Source organism: Candidatus Pelagibacter sp. PS_44, from assembly GCF_059417735.1.
On the sequence record NZ_CM182063.1, the window covers coordinates 129,284 to 150,683 of the forward strand.

21 protein-coding genes and 1 pseudogene are annotated in these 21,400 nt (G+C 23.5%); 18 read left to right on the forward strand and 4 right to left on the reverse strand.

The window, feature by feature from the left end; translation table 11 throughout:
- Positions 1 to 3: 3 nt before the first annotated feature.
- Together AC5SLO_RS00690 and AC5SLO_RS00695 are read right to left on the reverse strand one after the other, a co-directional pair.
- Positions 4 to 1,119 carry an NAD(P)-dependent oxidoreductase gene (locus tag AC5SLO_RS00690; protein ID WP_494573299.1) on the reverse strand — a complete coding sequence of 372 codons (1,116 nt, stop codon included), beginning with the start codon at positions 1,117 to 1,119 and terminating at the stop codon, positions 4 to 6.
- On the reverse strand, positions 1,116 to 1,739 hold the full coding sequence (locus AC5SLO_RS00695) for an acylneuraminate cytidylyltransferase family protein (RefSeq protein WP_494573300.1): 624 nt from the start codon (positions 1,737 to 1,739) through the stop codon (positions 1,116 to 1,118). The genes AC5SLO_RS00690 and AC5SLO_RS00695 overlap by 4 nt, the downstream gene beginning before the upstream one ends.
- A gap of 63 nt (positions 1,740 to 1,802) precedes the next feature.
- Here AC5SLO_RS00695 and AC5SLO_RS00700 point away from each other — a divergent pair, with 63 nt between their 5' ends.
- A complete protein-coding gene (locus AC5SLO_RS00700; protein ID WP_494573301.1) occupies positions 1,803 to 2,960 on the forward strand; it encodes a sulfotransferase domain-containing protein in 1,158 nt (385 codons plus the stop codon).
- A gap of 361 nt (positions 2,961 to 3,321) precedes the next feature.
- On the opposite strand, the gene AC5SLO_RS00705 is transcribed toward AC5SLO_RS00700, so the two are convergent.
- Both AC5SLO_RS00705 and AC5SLO_RS00710 read right to left on the reverse strand, forming a co-directional pair.
- Positions 3,322 to 5,283, reverse strand: coding sequence for an acyltransferase family protein (locus tag AC5SLO_RS00705; RefSeq protein ID WP_494573302.1), 1,962 nt, complete (start codon positions 5,281 to 5,283; stop codon positions 3,322 to 3,324).
- Between the two features lie 13 nt (positions 5,284 to 5,296).
- Positions 5,297 to 5,590, reverse strand: a complete 294-nt coding sequence (locus AC5SLO_RS00710; RefSeq protein WP_494573303.1) for a hypothetical protein — start codon at positions 5,588 to 5,590, stop codon at positions 5,297 to 5,299.
- 63 nt (positions 5,591 to 5,653) lie between these two features.
- Between AC5SLO_RS00710 and AC5SLO_RS00715 the strand changes: the two are divergent.
- The 17 genes and pseudogenes from AC5SLO_RS00715 (at position 5,654) to AC5SLO_RS00795 (ending at position 21,400) form a co-directional block, all read left to right on the forward strand.
- Positions 5,654 to 6,663, forward strand: a pseudogene (locus AC5SLO_RS00715) (NAD-dependent epimerase/dehydratase family protein).
- 135 nt (positions 6,664 to 6,798) lie between these two features.
- Complete coding sequence (locus tag AC5SLO_RS00720) at positions 6,799 to 8,517, forward strand: ATP-binding cassette domain-containing protein (RefSeq protein WP_494573304.1); 1,719 nt, start codon at positions 6,799 to 6,801, stop codon at positions 8,515 to 8,517.
- An 11-nt stretch (positions 8,518 to 8,528) separates the two neighbouring features.
- Complete coding sequence (locus AC5SLO_RS00725) at positions 8,529 to 10,313, forward strand: LIC12162 family transferase (RefSeq protein ID WP_494573305.1); 1,785 nt, start codon at positions 8,529 to 8,531, stop codon at positions 10,311 to 10,313.
- Entirely contained in the window at positions 10,306 to 11,355 is a 1,050-nt protein-coding gene (locus AC5SLO_RS00730; RefSeq protein WP_494573306.1) for an O-fucosyltransferase family protein, read from the forward strand. Before AC5SLO_RS00725 ends, AC5SLO_RS00730 begins: the two co-directional genes overlap by 8 nt.
- Positions 11,355 to 12,596 (forward strand): class I SAM-dependent methyltransferase, encoded by a 1,242-nt coding sequence (locus AC5SLO_RS00735; protein ID WP_494573307.1) that lies wholly within the window; start codon positions 11,355 to 11,357, stop codon positions 12,594 to 12,596. Before AC5SLO_RS00730 ends, AC5SLO_RS00735 begins: the two co-directional genes overlap by 1 nt.
- Entirely contained in the window at positions 12,593 to 12,964 is a 372-nt protein-coding gene (locus tag AC5SLO_RS00740) for a polysaccharide biosynthesis C-terminal domain-containing protein (protein WP_494573308.1), read from the forward strand. Before AC5SLO_RS00735 ends, AC5SLO_RS00740 begins: the two co-directional genes overlap by 4 nt.
- A 4-nt stretch (positions 12,965 to 12,968) precedes the next feature.
- Positions 12,969 to 14,099 (forward strand): DegT/DnrJ/EryC1/StrS family aminotransferase, encoded by a 1,131-nt coding sequence (locus AC5SLO_RS00745; protein WP_494573309.1) that lies wholly within the window; start codon positions 12,969 to 12,971, stop codon positions 14,097 to 14,099.
- A 124-nt stretch (positions 14,100 to 14,223) separates the two neighbouring features.
- A complete protein-coding gene (locus AC5SLO_RS00750; protein ID WP_494573768.1) occupies positions 14,224 to 14,898 on the forward strand; it encodes a class I SAM-dependent methyltransferase in 675 nt (224 codons plus the stop codon).
- Entirely contained in the window at positions 14,895 to 16,094 is a 1,200-nt protein-coding gene (locus tag AC5SLO_RS00755) for a glycosyltransferase (protein ID WP_494573310.1), read from the forward strand. The genes AC5SLO_RS00750 and AC5SLO_RS00755 overlap by 4 nt, the downstream gene beginning before the upstream one ends.
- A complete protein-coding gene (locus AC5SLO_RS00760) occupies positions 16,078 to 16,827 on the forward strand; it encodes a TylF/MycF/NovP-related O-methyltransferase (RefSeq protein WP_494573311.1) in 750 nt (249 codons plus the stop codon). Before AC5SLO_RS00755 ends, AC5SLO_RS00760 begins: the two co-directional genes overlap by 17 nt.
- Positions 16,809 to 17,750 carry a hypothetical protein gene (locus AC5SLO_RS00765; RefSeq protein WP_494573312.1) on the forward strand — a complete coding sequence of 314 codons (942 nt, stop codon included), beginning with the start codon at positions 16,809 to 16,811 and terminating at the stop codon, positions 17,748 to 17,750. The genes AC5SLO_RS00760 and AC5SLO_RS00765 overlap by 19 nt, the downstream gene beginning before the upstream one ends.
- Positions 17,751 to 17,760: 10 nt before the next feature.
- Complete coding sequence (locus AC5SLO_RS00770) at positions 17,761 to 18,303, forward strand: glycosyltransferase family protein (protein ID WP_494573313.1); 543 nt, start codon at positions 17,761 to 17,763, stop codon at positions 18,301 to 18,303.
- A gap of 20 nt (positions 18,304 to 18,323) precedes the next feature.
- Positions 18,324 to 18,839 (forward strand): glycosyltransferase, encoded by a 516-nt coding sequence (locus AC5SLO_RS00775; protein WP_494573769.1) that lies wholly within the window; start codon positions 18,324 to 18,326, stop codon positions 18,837 to 18,839.
- On the forward strand, positions 18,836 to 19,234 hold the full coding sequence (locus tag AC5SLO_RS00780; protein WP_494573314.1) for a hypothetical protein: 399 nt from the start codon (positions 18,836 to 18,838) through the stop codon (positions 19,232 to 19,234). The genes AC5SLO_RS00775 and AC5SLO_RS00780 overlap by 4 nt, the downstream gene beginning before the upstream one ends.
- A 17-nt stretch (positions 19,235 to 19,251) precedes the next feature.
- Positions 19,252 to 19,926 (forward strand): glycosyltransferase, encoded by a 675-nt coding sequence (locus AC5SLO_RS00785; protein ID WP_494573315.1) that lies wholly within the window; start codon positions 19,252 to 19,254, stop codon positions 19,924 to 19,926.
- Between the two features lie 9 nt (positions 19,927 to 19,935).
- On the forward strand, positions 19,936 to 20,682 hold the full coding sequence (locus AC5SLO_RS00790) for a glycosyltransferase family 2 protein (protein ID WP_494573316.1): 747 nt from the start codon (positions 19,936 to 19,938) through the stop codon (positions 20,680 to 20,682).
- Between the two features lie 19 nt (positions 20,683 to 20,701).
- Complete coding sequence (locus tag AC5SLO_RS00795) at positions 20,702 to 21,400, forward strand: class I SAM-dependent methyltransferase (protein ID WP_494573317.1); 699 nt, start codon at positions 20,702 to 20,704, stop codon at positions 21,398 to 21,400.

Consider the following 21,400-nt stretch of genomic DNA (forward strand, 5'->3'; position numbering starts at 1 on the left):
AATTTATAATTTATAAAACTTAATTAAATTCTCATAGGTTTGATTTGCGGCTTTTCTCTCTGAGTCATAAGTTAATCCTGCTATGTGAGGTGTAATATATAGATTATTTTCTTTTATTGAATATTTAATTAGTTTATTGTTCCGAATATTGATTTGCTGTTCATTACTTATTACATCAACAGCGGCAGCTCTTATTCTTTTATTTTTTAAGTATTTTAATAAGGAATTTTCATTTATTATCTCACCTCGAGATATATTAACAAAGTAAGAATCTTTTTTCATGATTGAAAAATATTTTTCATCAAACATGTTTTTAGTTTTTTCATCTAAATGAACACTTAATAATATTATATCTGAATTTCTAATTAATTTTTTTAAATTAGTTTCTTGTGTTACATATTTTGAATTAATCTTAATGTATGGGTCATGAGCCAAAATTTTGAAACCCATTGAATTTGAATATTTTGCAACATTAGAGCCAATTCTACCAAATCCTATTATACCAATAGTCAAGTTTGAAAATTCATATGATCTAAGTAAATTTTCTTTATCTCTCCAAACACCCATAGAAGTTAATTTGGTGGCATGAGGTATGTGTCTAATTGTTGCTAAAATTAATGCAAATGCAAATTCTGATGAAGCTTTTATGGTTTTAATAACTTTACTATTTTTTAAGGAAAAACATTTTATATTATTTTTCTTACAATATTTCAAGTCAATATGATTTGTACCTGTAGATGGTGTTGCGATAGTTTTAATGGTATTAGAATATTTAAGTAATTGTTCATCAATTTTATATTTTGGGCATGGGCTACAAATCCAAGCCGATAATTTTTCTTTTTTTATAATATTTAATACTTCACTAAACTTTAAATTTTTTCCATAAATTATAGAGAATTTATTTTCTAATTTATTTTTTTCTTTTGGTAAAAAATCAAATGGGGCAGTGATTAGAATCAATGGTTTGTTTTTTTTTAATCTTTTTTTAATCTCTCCCTTGAGTAATAATTCTGGATAGTTTTCACATTTACCCGCGTATATAATCTTTTTTATATTTTCTAAATCTTCACTTGTGTCTATATTTATAGATTTGTTTTCAGGCATCTCATAAGCGATCATTTTTTTTCCAACCCTACTTTTTTTTTTATCAAAACATCCCTATGCATTAGGTATATTGCACCGTTTCTAATGAAAGAATCTGGTTTTAAATCTTGTCTTCTAGAGTTTTGTCCTTTTTCAGGAAAGTCTCTAGAAATATCATGAATGTAATTATTAATTATTTTTTTTAATCTAGTTGGATGCTTTTCTCCAGTTGAAGTTACACTCACAACTGAGTCTGCGGTAGGGTTTTTAATTAAAAGGTTGATGCAGTTTGAAATATCATCATGTGTTCTTAGTGGACTTACACAAGGAAGTTCAATCACAAGATCATATTTTTTTTTGAAAATTTTTTCAGTTTTTTTTACAGCATAATGAAGTGATGTAACTGAAAAAACTTTATCTCCAGAAATTTTTTTTGATCTGATAAAAGGAACATCTGCGCCATATTTTTTAGCAATAATAGAATAGTTCGTAGAGTCTGTACTAACAATTAGATCTGTAATAAACTTACATTTTTTTGCAGCATAAATAGTATAAGCTAAAAGTGGATGGCCATTAAGTTTATAAATGTTTTTATTTTTTACACCTTTTGAGCCACTTCGAGCCTGTACGACGGCCAAAACATTTAATTTAGACATAGATGATATAAATATTAATTTTATTTATTCTATGTATAACCATTTATCTTTATATTCAAGTTAATGAAAAAAAATACTATTAACAAAAAAGATTATCTCTCAATAAAGAAATTAAGGGTAGTAAATTTGGCAACATTTGGCCATAACGGTGTTGATTGGATGCACAGTCTTTTAGATGGTCATCCAGATATATTGATTATGCCCGCATTCAGCTTTTATAGATCTCTGCATAGATTGAGATTCAGAGATGAAAAATTTAAAAATATAAAAAAAATAACATTTAAAGAAATTTCTAAAGAAATTACTAAACAATTCTATTTTGAAAAAATTTATCAAACAAAAAGAAGAAAATTTATCTTTAGTTTAAAACAAAAAAAAGAATTTGAAATATCTTTATATTCATATTTAATTTATTCTAAAAATAAAAAAAAAAATTTTGAAAAAAATATTTTTTTTGGAATTCATCATGCTTTTTGTAAGATACATAAAATCAATATTAATAATAAAAAAATAATTGTGATTCAAGAACATGTGCCGTGGCATTCTTTTAAATATGAAAAAACTTTTAATTCAAAATTTATTTATATAATGAGAGATCCACGTGCTGCTTTAGCGGGAGCATTCGTTAGATTTAGGAAACATTTTAAAAAAGAGATGAATCCTTTGCAGTTTGATTATTCCTTATTTTATTGGAACTATGCTATTTCATTTTATAAAAGCTTAATTGCAAAAAAAACATCTAAAAAAATGATTGTTATAAAAAATGAAGATATGCACAATAACTTAAAAAAAACTCAAAAAAATCTTTGTAAGTTTTTAAAAATAGACTTCAATAAAACACTTTTAAATAGCACATTTATGAAAAAAAAATGGTTTGGTGAAAGCTCTTATTTACAAGACAACCAAGAAAAAGATCTTATAAAATCACCACATAAAAGTTTTTATGAAAACAAAAATATAGAAAAAAGGTGGAGAAACACACTTGATAAAAATGAGATACTAATTATTGAAATTCTATATAAATTTATTTTTGATAAGTTTCACTATCTTCCTGATAATAAACGTAATCTAAAGGGAATATCTTTCACATATTACTATCTTTTTACTAATTATATTTTTGAAAACAAGAATTTCTTGAAGACTTTCAAAAATATTGTTCGTAGATTTTTTGTTTTATTTTTGCCAACCAAGGTTACCAGCTTCTTTAATTCATTTAGATAAATTAATTAAAAAGATCTTTCATTTTTTTATTTTCATTTTTGATACACAGCTTAAGTAAATGAGAAAGTATTTTTTTTGCAAAAAATTTAATGTTTTTGCCCAATACTAGAATTTTTTGTAAGAATTTTAATCTATATAAATTATCATTTATTTTATCCTGTCCATAATTTGCAAATTTATTTTCTTCTACGTTTAAAATACAATACGAAATCAAGGAGTAATACTAATGTAGTCAGTACAATCAGATAAAATCAAACAACATAAGAAAAGAGTAAATTATACAATTAACAAACATACGATTGATAGATTTAAAGTCGTCGCTGATAAAGATATGAGAAAAATGTCAAATATAGTTGAAAACTTAATTAGACGATATATGGAGAATAGAGTTTAAATATTTCAAAAACAACTCATCTTTTTCAATTATTCTAGCGAAAAACTCTGCTCCTTTATCAGTAATGTGCCCATAATCCCAGTATATTTTATATCCATCTTTAGTTACAGATGGACATCTTTTTAAATCAAAATTACAAAATATTTTTTCTCTTTTAATAAAAAAGACATCATTTTTTTTTGTTATTAATTCAATCTTTTTATTTTGTTCTTTTTTATTTTTTAAATCCAAAAACATTTCTTCTTCTATTTTTTTCAAAATATTTTTTTTAGGAAATTTTTGATTGCTATAGACATAATAATCCAATCTATTTAATCCTGCTATATTATACTGGACTAAAGGATTATCAAAAACTATAATTTTTTTACTATCTTTTTTTAAAATTTTAATTAAATCATCTAAAATATCTATATCTGTATTATAATAATCACTTGATAAAATAATTAAATCAGCATTATCATATTGTTTTTTTAAGTGATTATAAAAATCACCTTTGTAACCACCAATAATTGCTTTTTTTTCGGTTAAAAATTTATACAAATATCTTATTTGAAAATTGTAATCACCTGTTCTTATTTTTGGTGATGTTAAATTGAAATAAATTTTATTTTTAAAGTTGGTTTTTGATAAAATTTCTAAAATATCTTCAGCATGAGAATTTCCAGCAATTAATACATTCTTTCTATCATCATAATTGTCATAGTTATAATTGAGTTCGAAGTTTTTATTTTCTTCTGAATAACTTTTGCTATCCAGTTCATAATTTTTTAAGATAAAATTTAATCTATTTTTATATCCATCTTTTTGAATAATATTAAGATTAAAGATGAGTAAAATAGAAATAAAAAAAACTACTATACCAATGATATCTCTAAATATGTTCTTCTTATTTCTCGCAGGTTTTTCAACAAAATAGTAAGATAACATTGATAATACTACTATAACTGCTGCTAGTATTAATTGTTTGAATAAACTATCCTGAGCAAGATTTGTCCTTCTAGCAAAGGCAAAAATTGGATAATGCCAAAGATACAAAGAGTAAGATATTAAACCAATTCCTACAAATAATTTTGTAGATAATATTTTTGTAATTATTTCATCTTTATTAGAAAACCAAATGATTAAACAAACACCTATAATGGGAGATAATGTATAAAATGAAGGATGAAACATCTTATTATTAAAGAATAAAATAGAATGTCCAATTAATATTAATCCAGTGAATGGTAGTATTAAATTTAATGTTTGATTTTGACTTCTGCGCCCCTTTGTAATTTCAAAGTACGCCAATATAGAACCTGCCATGAGTTCCCACATTCTTGTATGAATAAAGTAAAAAGAAATTGAAGGATGATTTCTACTGCTCCAATCTGCCAATCCTAAACTTATAATAAATCCTAAAATTAAAATATGAATTAGATATTTCCTAAAATATTTAAATGTAATCAATAAAACTATTGGAAATAAAATATAATATTGTTCTTCAACAGATAATGACCAAGTATGAAGAAAGGGTTTTAACAACCCACTTTCAGCACCATATTGTTGACCCGAATAATGAAAATAAAAATTTGAACTAAATCCAAGTGAATAAAGAATAGATTTTGAAAAATCTACAAAACTACTTGTTAACAAATACATCCAAGCAAAAGGAAGCGATACCAACATTACAAATAATAATGCTGGAAGTATTCGTCTTACTCGTCTTTCATAAAAATGTTTAAATGAAAATGAACCAGTAGTTACTAATTCTTTTAAAATAATAGATGTAATTAGATAACCAGAGATTACAAAAAATATATCAACTCCAATAAATCCACCTTTAAAAGGTTGATGACCTAAAATAGTAATTTGAGCGTGATAAGCAATAACAGCACCAACAGCGATTGCTCTTAAACCATCTATTTCTGGGCGATATGTAAGTTTCATTTATTTTATCCTGTCAATTATTTGCAAATTTATTTTCTATTGTATTTAGTGTTTTTTTATTATTCACAATTGCATCTGATAGGTAATCTGTTTTTCTTTTGATTTTTAATGCTACTATAAACTCATAAAAATTAATGCTGGCTATAGGCATACTCAAAGCTTTTTTGCCACCATTATTTACTCCAATTTCAACAAGAGTAATCTCTTTATTAATATAATTGTTTAATAACTCTTCATAAACTTCAAAATATGAAGTATGTTTTCCTCTAAAGTGTGGACTTTCATAAAAACATTCAATAAGTTTCATATTTTTAAACTTTAAATCCAATTACTAAATAGTATAGAATATTTATAGCATTTAACAAACATAATGAAAATTTTAATTACAGGATCGGCTGGTTTTATAGGTTTTCACTTATCAAAAACATTATTAGAAAAAAAATACCAAGTCTATGGATTGGATAATATTAATAATTATTATGACGCAAGTTTAAAAAAAAAAGAATTTCATTATTAAAAAAATTAAGTACTAATAAATTTAAATTCATTAAGCTAGATTTACAAAATAAAAAGAAATTAGATGAATTATTTGTTAAATATAAATTTGATATTGTTGTAAATCTAGCAGCGCAAGCCGGTGTTAGATATTCTATTGAAAACCCTAAAATTTATTTACAAAATAATATAGACACTTTCTTGAATCTTTTAGAATGCTGTAGAAAGCAAAGTATAAAACATCTAATATATGCCAGCACAAGCAGCGTATATGGTCTTGATTCACTAATGCCATTTAAAGAAGATAGAGGCTCCAATCATCCAACACATATATATGCAGCAACCAAAAAGTGTAATGAATTGATGGCTCATAGCTATAGCCACTTATTTAATTTACCAACGACTGGACTAAGATTTTTTACTGTATATGGACCATGGGGAAGACCAGATATGGCTTTATTTAAATTTACAAAAAATATTCTTAACAAAAAAAATATTGAAGTTTACAATTATGGAAAACATGCCAGAGACTTTACTTATATAGATGATATCATCCAAGGTATAGTTAGTATCTTAAAAAAGATACCAAAAAAGAATTCAAGATTTGAAAATAAAAAATTAGATACATCAAAAAGCTCTGCACCCTATAGAATTCTAAACATAGGTAGAGGAAAAAAAATTAAATTAATGACTTACATTAAATTACTTGAAATAGAACTTAATACTAAAGCCAAAATAAAATTTTTACCAAAACAAAAAGGAGATGTTCAAGAAACTTTTTCTAACATACAAAAAATTAGAATGCTTGGATATAATCCAAAAACTAATGTAAAAGAAGGAATTAAAAAATTCGTTAAATGGTATAGGGAATATTATAATAAATGATAAGATTATTAAGTGTTTGAAAAAGTCAAAACAGCTAGTTATTATGTATCACATGTACGCTATAAAAAAAGTGTCACAGAGATAGTGTTTAATTTTATTACACAAAATTTAAAATTTCTCAAAAAATATTAAACCATGTCTTATGCAAAAAGAATACTTCGATTATTAAATATAGAAGAAAGAAAAAAATTAATTTTTTTATTATTTATTGTTTTCTTTTCAATGATTTTAGAAGTTGTTGGTGTAGCTTTAATTGTTCCATTATTGAATATAATTTTAAATAAAGAATTAGTAACTGATTGGTTAAGTGAAAATTTAACCACGGTATTTCAAAATTATAATTATTCAGATATGGTATATGTATTAATATTTATAATATTTATTGTTTATTTGATTAAAAATAGTGTTTCATTCTATTTTCTATGGCTGCAAAATAAATTTACTAATAATGTACAAGTTAGAATGGCAAATTCCTTACTCAAACAATATTTACTTTTGCCCTATGAAAACTATTTAGAAAAAAATAGCTCAATTTTATTAAGAAATATAGAAGAAGTTAGAACTTTTCAGGGAGTTCTTCTGAGGAGCACACTGGCAATTAGTGAAATTATAATTTTTTGTGGGATTATTAGCCTTTTACTTTTATATAACTTTAAAATTACCTTATTTATCTTTTTATTTTTTTTTACTACAGCACTAATAATGTTTAAATTTCTAACACCTTTAGTCAAAAAACTAGGAGAAGCAAGATTGTTCCATGCAAAAAGAACTTCTCTCCATACTCTACAAGCATTAAGCGCATTCAAAGAAATTAGAATTTTTGGAAGACTAGATTTTTTTTTTAAAAAATTTTATTACCACAATTCAAAGACAATGCTGAATAACTTGAAATATAATTTATTGGATAATACACCTAAGGTTGTCCTTGAAATGTTGTTTATAACCACTTTATTATCAACTATTGCTCTAATGGTATATTCCAATTATGAATTTAGTAAGATTATTACGTTATTAGCCTTGTATTCTGTGGCTTCATTTCGAATTATGCCTTCCATCAATAGAATTATTCAATCGATACAAAATTTAAGATTTATGATGCCAGTTGTAGACATGATTTACAATGATTTAATTGATCAACATGTAAAAATAAACAAAGATTATGAAAATCAAAACCTCGAAAACAAAATCATTTTCAAGGAAAAAATATCAATTAAAAATCTTAGTTTCAAATATGAAAGACGTACAGAGAAAACTTTAAAAAATATAAACTTAGAAATTCATAAAAATGAAATAGTTGGGATCATAGGCGAAAGTGGATCAGGCAAAAGTACTTTAATCAACTTATTGCTTGGTTTACTTAAACCATCTGAGGGCCTTATAGAGATTGATCAAAAAGATATTGAAAAAAATATTCAAGAATGGAGAGGCTTAATTGGATATGTGCCACAAAGTATATTTATAACTGATGATACATTAAAAAATAACATAGCATTTGGTATTGATGAAAAAAATATATCTAATGAAAAACTATTAAACTGTATTAATTTATCTCAATTGGATGGTTATGTTAATAAACAAAGTAGTGGATTAAATACCCTCATAGGAGAAAAAGGATCAAAAATTTCTGGAGGTGAGTTACAAAGACTTGGTATAGCTAGGGCGCTTTACAACAAACCAAAAATATTAATATTAGATGAGTCAACAAATTCATTGGATTTTAGTACGGAAGCTTTATTGTTGAAAGAAATTGAAAAACTAAAAAAAGATATAACAATCATTATTATAACTCACAGAGAATCAACTTTAAAAATTTGTGATAAAATCGTAAAAATTGATGATGGAATGTTAATATAATATTTCAAATAATGTACAATCCGAAATATAATTTAATTGCTACAAAAATTTTTAGTAAAGATTATCCAAACACAATTTTACTTGGAGAATGGTGTAAACCTAATGAATCAAAAATTGATAACAATACAATTAGGTACCACTGGAAAGATAAAAAAAAATTAATTAAAGATTGTGAATATTTAGATCAATTATATGAAAAAGTTTTATTAAAATTAAAAGATTTTCTAAACAATCATCATAAAGTTAGCTATTCAGTAAGATTTTGGAGAATTTTTTTAGGCCCTTGGTTAGGATATTTTGTTCAAATAATTTTTGACAGACATGAGAATATCCAAAGTGCAATTAACAAATATGATATTGAAAAATTTTACGATATTGATTTTTTGGATAGAGATTTTACAGCAAAAAGTATTGAAGATTTTTTATACTTAATAAATACAGATACGTGGAATCAAAAAATATATTCAGACATTGTTACTCACATAAATCTAACTGTAGATAAAAAAATTGAATTCAAAAAATTTATAGAAAATAAAGAAAATCAAAATGAATTTTCTTTTGCAAGGAAATTTTTATTACAAAAAAAAGTAAATATTAGATCTTCAATATTAAGAAAATATGAAAAGTTGTTTTCTAAAGTTTTAAAAAATCAAAAATATTTGATAATAGATACATATCTTGGAAACAAAGATGAAATTAAGCTTAATTTTTTGTTAAATCAAATACCCACATTTTATTATGATCATCAAACTCCTAACATTCAAAAAGATAATGCATTTAGAAAAAAAAATATTTTATCAATAGAAGCTAAAAATAACTTTGAAAAGTTTTTAGAAAATATACTAATAAAACATTTACCAATTACATTTTATGAAGGTTTTGAGGAGATGGAAAAAATGACTCGAAATATTTCATGGCCAGAAAAACCAATAGCAATATTCACTTCACATGCTTTAACACAAAAAACAGTAGCTTCCCTATATACAGCATTTAAAACAGAAGATAATTGTAAATTAATTCATGGCCAGCACGGAGGTGTGTATGGGCAATTACAATATAATTGGCATGAAAAACATGAAAAAAAAATTTCAGATACTTTTTTAAATTGGGGATGGGATAATTCACAAAAATCAAAGCCTATTGGAATAATTAAACCTATTGACCATTTATCTATTAAAAAAAGGTTATCGCGCAAAAGAGTAAACTTATTATTAGTAACTAGAACTCAACCGTTATATTCAAATGAACTTTTAGATACTCGATTTAGATCTAGTGAAATGAAAGAGCACATTAATGAATGTGAAAATTTTATTTCAACATTGAACTTAAATATTAAAAAAAATAATTTGATTATTAGACTTCATGCTAAAAAATACGGATGGGATGAGTTTAATAGATTTAAATCATTATATTCAAAGATTAAAATTGATAACGGTGAAACTAAAATAACCAATTTACTATTGGATAGTAAAGTCTGTGTATTTGCTTATAATGCAACTGGATATTTGGAAACTTTAGCAAGCAACATACCAACTATAATTTTTTGGAAACCTGAGGAAAACTTGTTGAGAGAAGATGCAAAGTATTATTTAAATATTTTAAAAAAAAACAAAATTTTTTTTGACGACCCTAAATTAGCATCAGAACATATAAATAGCATTTGGAAAAATGTTGATCAATGGTGGTGGAATGAAAATACACAAGAAGCAGTTAATGTTTTCTGTAAAAAATATTCTAAAATGAATAAAAATAAAGTTAAACAAATAAAAAAAATATTAATAGGAAAAAATGATTAAAAAAAAAATTTATAGATTTTTATTTTATTATTTTAAAGCTTTTACACCAGATTTAGTAGTAAAAGAAAATAAGATTATTACAAAGAAATTAGAAAAAAAAGATAAGATTAGAGATGTAAAAAGAAAAAATTTAATAAAAAATAAAATTAAATTTTATATTATTAGAATTTCTCCTGGAGCGGGATTTTTTTCAAATTTTGGATATGTGTTAAATCATCTAAAAATTGCTGATGATAGAAATTTGATTCCAGTTATTGATATGAAAAATTTTCCAACACATTATAATGAAATAAATAAGATAAATAATTCAAAAAACTCATGGGAATACTATTTTCAAAAAGTTTCTAAATTTAAGCTAAAAAATATTTATAAGGAAAAAAATATTTATTATTCAGAAAAAAAAACTTTGAAATATTTTATTCATGATTATGGAAATAGTAAAATTTTAAAAAAAATAAAAAATAAATATATTAAATTAAGTCCAACTATTTTTAAAAAATTTAACAAATTAACTAAATTTATTTTTAAGAATAATCGAAAAGTACTTGGAGTTTATTATAGAGCTGGAGATATGCGTACAGCCCCAAAACATCCCTTTCCACCAACAATTACACAAATTATTAATGCTACTAAAAAAATAATTAAAAAAGATAAATGTAATTATATTTTTATTTCTTCTGAGGACGAAAAGTTTATCAAAAAATTTAAAAAGATATTTAAAGATTATAAGATAAACTATTTAAAATGCTTTAGATATAATAAGTTCCACCCATATTTTGTGTATCCAAGACAAAATCACAGATATAAATTAGGCAGGGATATCTTGCTTGAAATGTTAATACTTTCAAAATGTGACAGCTTAATTTACTCTGAATCAAATGTAATTGAGGCTTCAAATGTTTATTCTTTAAATAAAATTCAAAAAAGATATAAAATAAACAATGGATATAACTCATCTAACTTTTTTTTTGCAAGATGGCTGTGGTATGTAAAGAGCTTTCTGCCAAAAACCTTAGGTGGCTTTAATAAAGAAATTATTTAATGAAAAAAACTTTTTGCAGATTATGTGGTAAAAACAACTTGATTACATTTGTTGATTTGGGTTTACATCCACCTTCTGATCAATTTTTAACTAAAGAACAATCATCAAATCCTTCAATATTTTATCCCTTAGCAGTTAATAACTGTAAGAATTGTGGTTTCAAACAGTTGTCCCATGTTGTTGATCCAAAAATATTGTACCAACAGGATTACCCTTATGAGTCATCTTTAACAAAGGCTGGTTTAAAACATTTTAATGAATTTGCCATATCTGTTAAAAAAAATTTTAAATTATCCAGCAATGATTTGGTAATAGATATTGGTAGTAATGTAGGTGTTCTATTGGGAGCATTTAAAAAAAAGAACATAAGAGTACTGGGTGTTGATCCAGCAAAAAATATTTGTATAATTGCAAATAAAAAAAAAATTAAAACACTAAATAGTTTTTTTAACACTGAAGTATGTAATAAAATTTTAAAACATCATGGAACAGCAAGAGTAATTACGGGAACAAATGTTTTTGCACATGTTGATAATTTAAAAGAACTTTTTAAAAATGTAAAAAAAATTTTAGATAAAAAAAGAGGTGTATTTATAATAGAAGTTCCTCATTTTTTAAATTTATTGCACGATTTAGAGTATGATACTATTTATCATGAGCATTTGTCTTATATTACAATTAAACCTTTAATTAAATTTTTAAAAAAAATAAATTTAGAAATATTTAATGTTGAAAAAAAAGATATTCATGGAGGGTCAATAAGAATATATATATCTTATATAAAAAATTATGAAGTTGATAAATCTGTTAATAAGATTGTAAAAGAAGAAGATAAAGCAAAACTTAATGATTTAAGGATTTTAACAAAATTCAGTGAAAGAGTTAAGCAAAACAGATTAGACATTATAAAATTATTTACTCAACTAAAATTAAAGAAGAAAAAAATAGTTGCATTAAGCACACCCGCAAAAGGAATGACTTTATTAAATTATTGTAAATTAGATAGAGACTACATAGATTTTGCTACAGAAAAATCTCGTTTGAAAATTGGCAAATGTACACCTGGAGGTAATATACCCATATATGCAGATAATAAGATTTTAAAAGATAAACCAGATTATGCCTTAATTTTAGCTTGGAATTTTGCTAAAGAAATAATCAATAATAATAAGGTGTTTTTAAAAAAAGGTGGCAAATTTATTATACCAATTCCAAAAGTAAAAATAATTGATAAAATATGAAAAAAATAAAACTTAAGATAAATCATAAAGATAAAAGAGGAATTATTTCCGATTTGATTGAGAAAGAATGCATTAATGCAGTGACATATATAACAATTAATAAAAATAAAGTAAGAGGCAACCATTACCATAAAAAAACAATTCAATGGAATTATGTTTTAAGTGGAAAAATACTCTTCGTATCAAAAATCAAAAATAAAATAAAAAAAATAATTGGTAAAAAGGGTGATTTTGTTAAAATTGACACTAAAGAATTTCACGCCATAAAAGCTATTAGCAAAGCAGAAATAGTAGTAATCACAAAAGGTCCAAGAGGTGGCAAAGAGTATGAAAATGATACATTTAGACTTGAAGAAAACTTAATTTAATAAATTGAAAAAAATTATACCAGTCAACAGACCTTCATTTTCGAACATTGAAAAAAGTTATTTACTAGATTGTATTAATACAGGCTGGATATCATCAAGTGGAAAATACATTCCAAAATTTGAAAATGAATTTAAAAAAATTGTTAATAGAAAATTTTCTACTGCAGTTTCTAGTGGAACTGCAGCTTTAGATATTGCTATAAAATCACTTAATTTAAAAAAAGGTGATGAAATAATTGTACCTAATTTTACAATAATATCTTGTGTGAATGAAATGATTAGAGAAGGTATAAAACCTATATTTATTGAAGCAGACCCCAATACTTTTAATATTGATGTCGATAAAATTGAATCTAAGATTACTAAAAAAACTAAAGCAATACTTATAGTCCATATATATGGTTTGCCTGTAGATTTAAAAAAAATTATAAAGTTAAAAAAAAAATATAATTTATTTGTAATTGAAGATTGTGCAGAACAACTTGGACAAACATACTATAAAAAACCAATTGGGAGTTTTGGAGACATAAGCACGTTCAGTTTTTTTGCAAATAAGCATATAACAACTGGAGAAGGAGGAATGATTGTTACAAATAATAAAAATTTATATAGAAAATTTTTAGAGTACAGAAATATTTGCTTCAGTTTAAGTAAGTCAAGATTTATTCATGATGATATCGGCTGGAATTATAGAATTACAAATTTACAAGCAGCAATAGGTTGCGCTCAATTAAAAAAATTGAAAAAATTTATAAGAAAAAAAAGATTAATAGGTAAAATATATACAAAAGAACTAAAAAATTTTAAGAACATAAAATTGCCCATTAAATCTACAGAATATTCTAAAAATATATATTGGGTATATAGCATTATAATAAAAAACAAAAAAATAGATGCTAAAAGGTTTATGAAAATACTTAAAAGCAGAGGTATTGAATCAAGACCCTTTTTTTGTCCCATGCATATGCAGCCTATAATCAAGAAGAATAAATTAATCACCAAAGAAAAATACCCAATATCTGAAGAAATCTATAAATATGGTTTTTATGTACCATCAGGAATTGGCAATACTTTGTCAGAAATAAAAATAGTAATTAAAAATATTAAAGAAATTTTAAAAAATAATTTTGTGTAATAACAAAAAATAAGATTTCAAAGTGAAGCCAACATATGAGTAAAATAAAAAAAAATTTTTCAAAAAGTGCAAAATTTTATGATTATTTTTATAAAAAAAAAGTTATTTAAAGGAAGCAAAATATATTTCATATTTTTTTCCAAAAGAAAAAAAATTTCTTTTGGAACTTGGTTGTGGAACAGCTTCATATTCAGTATTCCTAGCAAACAAAAAAAATGAGATATTGGGTATAGATAAAAGCCCACAAATGATTGCAGAGGCAAAAAAAAAAATAAAGAAAAAAAAAATAAAAAATATAAATTTTAAAGTAGCAGATATTTTAGAATTTAAATCTGTTAAAAAATTTGATGTATGCTTAATGATGTTTAATGTCATAAATTATATAGATACTGACAAAAAATTAGAAAAACTGATAGATAATATTTATTTTAATTTAAAAAAAGACGGTGTAGTTATTTTTGACCAATGGAAATTCTCAAATTTAAATAAAAATAATATTAAAATTAAGACGATTATAATTAATAATGAAATTATTACAAGAAAAGGTACGACACAGAACTTAAAATCAACTAATCGATTGAAAATTGATTATGAATATACTGTTGAAGATTCTTATGCTAATAGTGTACAAAAATTTACAGAGACTCATTATTTAAAGATTCACAATATAGATAAAATTAAATTATTAATAAAAAAAAAATTTAAAATTGTTAAATATTTGAGTTGGATGAATTATAATAAAAACCCTACAAAAAGTGACTCACAGTCATTTATCGTAGCAAAAAAAATTAATATATGAAAATAGCAATTTTATTCGAAAATCAACAAATACAAGGTGGTGCATTTAATTATTCTTTAAATATTTTAAATATTTTATGTAAAAAAGAATTTAAAAATTATTCAATTATATTGATTACTGATGATGTAGAAAATTTCAAATTTTTTTCTAATCAAGGTTTAGATATAAGATTAATAAAAAAAAGTGTAATAACAAGAGTTTATGATTTTTTTAATAGCATAAGGTGGCTAAAAAAAATATTTTATAAATTTAATATTTTTAGCCAATTAGAAAAATTCTTGATTAGTGAAAATATTAATTTAATTATTTTTCCAACAGGATCGAAAACAGCCTTGTCCCTTCAAAAAACCAATTATGTAACAACTTTATTAGACATATGTCATTTAGAGCATCCTTTATTTCCTGAAATAAATGATCTTAGTAATTTTTCTGATAAAGAACTTTTTATCAGAAATTGCATTCCAAGATCTGTATTCACTCTTACAGTTTCTCAAGAATTAAAAAACAAAGCAGAAGAACTTTATCCCTTTTTAAAAAATAAACTAGTTGTTGCACCACTATCTTTGAGTCACTTTAGATTTGACAAATTTGATAAGGAGAAAATTACTATTAATAATTTAAATAAAAATTTTATCTTTTATCCAGCACATTATAGCGCACATAAAAATCATCTATCTGTAATTAAATCACTTAAACACCTGAAGGAAAATTATAATAAAAAAATTAATCTTATTTGCTGTGGTCATGATAAAGGTAATTTAAAGTACTTAGAAAGTAAGACAAAAGAGTTTAATTTAGAAAAACAAATAACTTTTTATAGATTTCAAACAAAAGAAGAAATATATAGTTATTTTAAAAATTGCAAAGCAGTATTGTTTTTATCTTTGTTTGGACCAGTTAACATACCACCGATCGAAGCTTGGTATTATAAGAAACCTTTAATTTGTAATCAGGAATTTATAGGACAAGTAAAAAAAGCAGCAATTTTGGTGGATCCGCTAGATTATCAAAATATTGCAGAAGGTATAAATCGATTAGAAAGTAAAGAATTAATAAATGAATTAATAGCTAAAGGAAATCTTAATCTAAAAGTCCTAGAGAATGATGATATTAATTCCACAAAAACAATATTAAATAAAATAGAAGATTATAGAATTAAAAGAGAATTATGGAGTAGTTATGAAAATCAAAAGTAATTTTGAATTTAATATACTTGGAATAGAAAATTATAATAAATCCTTGAGATTAAAAAATTATTTTAAATATATAACTGATAACGCTCACAAGAAAGATGGTGATATATATGAGTTTGGTGTTTTTAGAGGAGGCTCTTTACTTGCCACAGCCTTACTGTTAAAAAAAATTAAATCAAAAAAAAAAATTTATGGTTTTGACAGTTTTGGAGGTTTTCCAAGCTACGATAAAAAAGATCATGTTGATAATTTTAAAAGACTATTTAAACAAAAAAAAATAACTAAAAAACATTTTATAGAAGTTTTAAAATATAAAAAATTTATAAAATTTTTAAATAAAAAAAATAATCCTTCAAATATTTCCTCTTCAGGAAATTTTTCAGCTACAAATATAAATTTTATAAAAAAAAAAATAAAATTATTAGAATTAGATAATATAGAATTGGTAAAAGGTAATTTTAAAAAATCTATCAAAAAATTTGAGCACACTAATAATAATATAAATGTTTTTGCTTCAAACATTGATTGTGATCTTTATGACGGATATATACAGTCATTAAATTTTATTTGGAAATATTCTAAAAGTGGTACCTATATTCATTTAGATGAATATTATTCTTTAAAATTTCCAGGAGCTAAAATTGCGACAGACGAATTTCTTAAAAATAAAAAAAATAATGTAATTAATTACATAAGCAAAGGAGATGATTTTTATAGATGTTATATCAAAAAATAAAATCTTTCTTGCGAATTAGATTACAAAAATTATTTCAAAGAAGTTTTGATGATTTAAAAATTTTATCTGGTCAATCAGTTTTAGAAAATAAGAGACAAAATTATCAAAGATATAACAATATCAATCAGGCAGAATTAAAAATATTTTCTCAGTTTGGAGAAGATGGGATAATCGATTTTTTAATAGAAACATTAAATATAAAATTTATCAAGTTTGTAGAAGTTGGTACTGCAGACTATTCTGAAAGCAATACACGATTTTTATTTGAAACAGGCAGAGCTGAAGGACTTATAATAGATTCAGATAGGAACCTTGTTTCTAAAGTTAAGAGATTGTTTCAATTATGGAGAGGTAACATTAAGATAATATCATTGTTTGTTGATAAAGAAAATTTAATCGACACTTTAAAAAAGAACGACTCCTTAGAAAAAATAGATCTATTTTCGATGGATGTTGATGGTGTCGATTATTGGTTAATAAAAGAATTGCCCGACAAAATATCAAAAATTTTTATAGCAGAGTATAATGCTAATTTTGGCCCAAATTTAGAAGTTTCTGTACCCTATATTAAAGACTTTGATAGAACAATCTATCATTACTCAAATTTAGGATGGGGAATGTCTTTAAAGGCGCTTGTAAAGCTAATGAATAAGAAGGGTTATGAATTTGTTGGCACTAACAGTGCTAAGTGTAATGCTTTTTTTATAAGAAAAGATTTAATTAAATTAATAAAAATTAACTTACCAAATACAGATGATTTAAGTCATCATACTGATATCAAAATTAATGAAGGATTAAACCATAATAAACAATTAGCATTTTATAGTAAAAAACAAAAAGCGGAAGTAATGCAAGAAATTGAAGTTATTGATTTAAAATCAGAGAACATAGAGAAAAAGATTAAGTTAAAAGATCTCATTTAATATAATTAATATGAACTTAAAAAATTTGGATGTTCTATTATTTAATCCATCTATTGAAAATGGTGGTGTTGAAAAAAATTTACATATTTTTTCAAAGCTATTTAAAAAAAAAGTAAAAACAATAAGTATAGTCTCATCATCTATTGAAAAAAAAAAATTATTTGATCGTAAAATTAAATTTGTATCATTTAATAAAACTATAATTAAATCAAATAAAAGATTTGTTTATTATATATTAAGTATATTGGCTCTTGTAAATTTTTTTATTAAAAATAAAAATAAAAAAATTTTAATAATTTCATTTCAATCAAATGTATTATCAATTTTGATAGCTAAATTATTTTGTAAAAAAATAATAATAAGATTAAACACATCCCCTAATAAATATATCAATAACATATTCAAAAAATTTTTTTTTAAATTTATTTATAATATGTCTGATTTGATAGTTGTTAATAGTTATAGCTTTAAAAAAGAAGTTAAATTATTACTTAATCTAAAATCTCATGTAATCTATAACTTAATAAAAAAAATAAAATTAAAAAAAAAATAAAGAATAAATCTTTAGAAATAATTAATGTAGGAAGACTAACTGACCAGAAAGATCAAATAACATTATTAAAAGCAATAAAACTTGTAAATAATCATATTAATTGTAATTTGAGTATAGTTGGAGAAGGATATTTAAAAGGTTATTTAAAAAATTATGTAATAAAGAATAAATTAAAAAATATCAATTTTTTGGGTTCTGTAGATAGTCCTGAAAGATTAATTGCAAAATCAGATCTATTTATTTTAACATCTAAATATGAAGGTATGCCAAATGTTTTAATAGAAGCAATGCAATGTAAAACATATATTATATCTACAAATTGTAAGACTGGCCCAAAAGAACTTTTATATAATGGTAAATATGGATCTTTAGTTTCCGTAGGAAGTCATGTTTCGATAGCAAAGGAGATACTTAAATATGCAAAAAAACCTTTATTTTACAAAGGTAAAATCAATATGGGTTATAAGAGCTTAAGTCGATTTGATAATAATAAAAATATTTTAATTTATGCAAATTTAATATCAGGATTAAAATGAAAACAGAATTAATTTTTTTTTTACCAAATTTTAACCTAGGTGGAGCTGGCTCATCTATAACAAAAACATGTATTGGTTTATCAAAAAAATTTAAAATTACTATAATATCACTCACAAAATGTTATTACGCAAACGAGTTAAAAAAAAATGCAATTCATATAGTTAAATTAAATAGTCATAAAACAATTTTTTCATTTAAAGAAATTAATAAAATTATTAATAACAAAATTAAAAATAAAAACGTAGTTTTTATATCCAATATTAATTATGCAAATGCCTTATCTTGTATGTTTATAAAAAAAAGAAATAATTTAAAAATATTTTTAATTGAACGAACACCTATTAAGGAACTTTTAATTTATAAAAATATAACAGATTTTATAAAAAAAAAATAACGTACTTACTAGTTAAATTGTTTTATAAGAATGTAGACAAAATTATTGGTAATTCACTAAAACTCTCCAAAGACCTTGAAAAAGTTTGTGGAAAAAAAGTTGAAACTATATATCCACCATCAATTATAAAAATTAAAAATAGAAAGTATAATATTAGAAAAAAAACAATTATTTCAACAATTACTAGACTAACATTTGAAAAAAATATTTTAACTTTAATAAAAGCAGTACAATTTATAAAAAGTGACTCAATTAAATTGAATATAGTAGGCTCTGGGGATCAAAAAATTGAGTTGGCAAAATATATTATTGAAAATAAGCTAGATAAAAAAATTAAGTTACTGGGCCCCAAAAAAAATATAAATAAATTTTTAGACAAAACAGATTTATATATTAATTCATCTTATTTTGAAGGCTTTCCAAATTCTGTAGTTGAGGCTATAAATAATAATATTCCAGTTATAGCATCACACTCAAATGGAGGAATATATGATATTATCAAATATGGTAAAAAGTGTGCCTTGTTTAACCCAAAAGATTATTATGATCTAGCTAAAAAAATAGATTATTTTCATAATAATAAGTTGGAATTTATTAAAATGAGCAAAAAAAATAAAAATAATTCTAAAAAATTTACATTAAAAAATTCTATTAAAAAATATGAAGCCTTATTTATTAATGCATTCAAATAATAAATTATAATGGCATTTACTTTTTCCATAATTACTATTGTTAAAAATAATTCAAAAGGTCTTGAAAAAACCATTAAAAGTTTAATAAAACAAAAATATAATAACTTTGAATTGATTGTTATTGATGGCCGGTCAACAGATCGAACACTCGATGTTATAAAAAAATATAAAAAATTTATTAATAAATGGGTTTCAAAAAAAGATGGAGGAATTTATTACGCAATGAATAACGGAATAAAGCTATCAAAAGGAAAAATAATTGGAATCCTCAATGCTGGCGATACATATTATCCTGATGCATTGAGTATAATTAATAAATATCAAACAAAACATAAAGATGTTGACTTATTTTTTGGTACGGTAAAAAAAGATAGAATTATGAGTGGGTTTCACCCACATTTGTTAAATTGGAAATTTAATGTTTTTCCTGGTCATTCATCAGGTTTCTTTGTAAGGAAAAAAATACATGATTGTTACGGTTTATATGATCAAAACTTTAAATATTCATCAGATTATGATTTAATTTACAGATTGATTGTATTAAAAAAATTACGTGGAATTTCAACCTTAAAAAAAGAGATAATTGGGAATTTTGATCAGTTTGGCATAAGTAGTAGACTTGGTTTTTTTAGAACTCTTTATGAAGAAATTAAGATTAGATTTAAAAATAATCAAAATATACTTTTTATTATTTTTTTAAGTATTATAAAAACATTAAACAAAATCAGAAATTTAATTTTTCCAAAAATTAAATAAATAAGAAGAAATTTATACGATGATAAGTAAAAATCACAAAGAGTTAATAAATAATATTGTTAACTATGAAACAAACAATGATAAAGATATGTATCAAAAAAGAATTATTTATAACTCTTTAATAAAAATTGACAATCCTGTAGTTCTAGAGTTTGGAGTTAATACGGGCGCATCGAGTTCATTATTTGCTTACCTTGCAGAAAAAAAAGAAGGACATGTCTACTCTGTAGACATTAAGGATTGTCATGATGTAGTTTTATCTGAAAATTGGTCCTTTTTAAAAACAGATGATTTGGATACAAAAAAAATTTTAAAAACATTTGAGAAATTATTTTATGGAATAGATTTAATATACATTGATAGCTATCATGATAGTGAACATATCAAAAAACTTGCTTATAACTGGTTCCCATTTTTAAAAAAAAATGGAATTATGTTTTTTGATGATACCGATAATTTAATTTATAGAGAAAAAAAATTAATTCCACATACAGTGAATGTTGGTGAAATTAATGAAATGGTAAATAAAATTTATGCCTCAAATCATAGTAGCATAATCTACTCTAAAACTTATGGTTCTTCAGGCTTATCCTCTTATATTAAAACAAATAATTTTGGTGAAGGGCTAAAGCCAATCAAAAACATTTGGACAGTTAATTTTTTTATTAAGTACACATATATTTATATGAGAAAAATCTTTAAATATTTAAAAAAATAG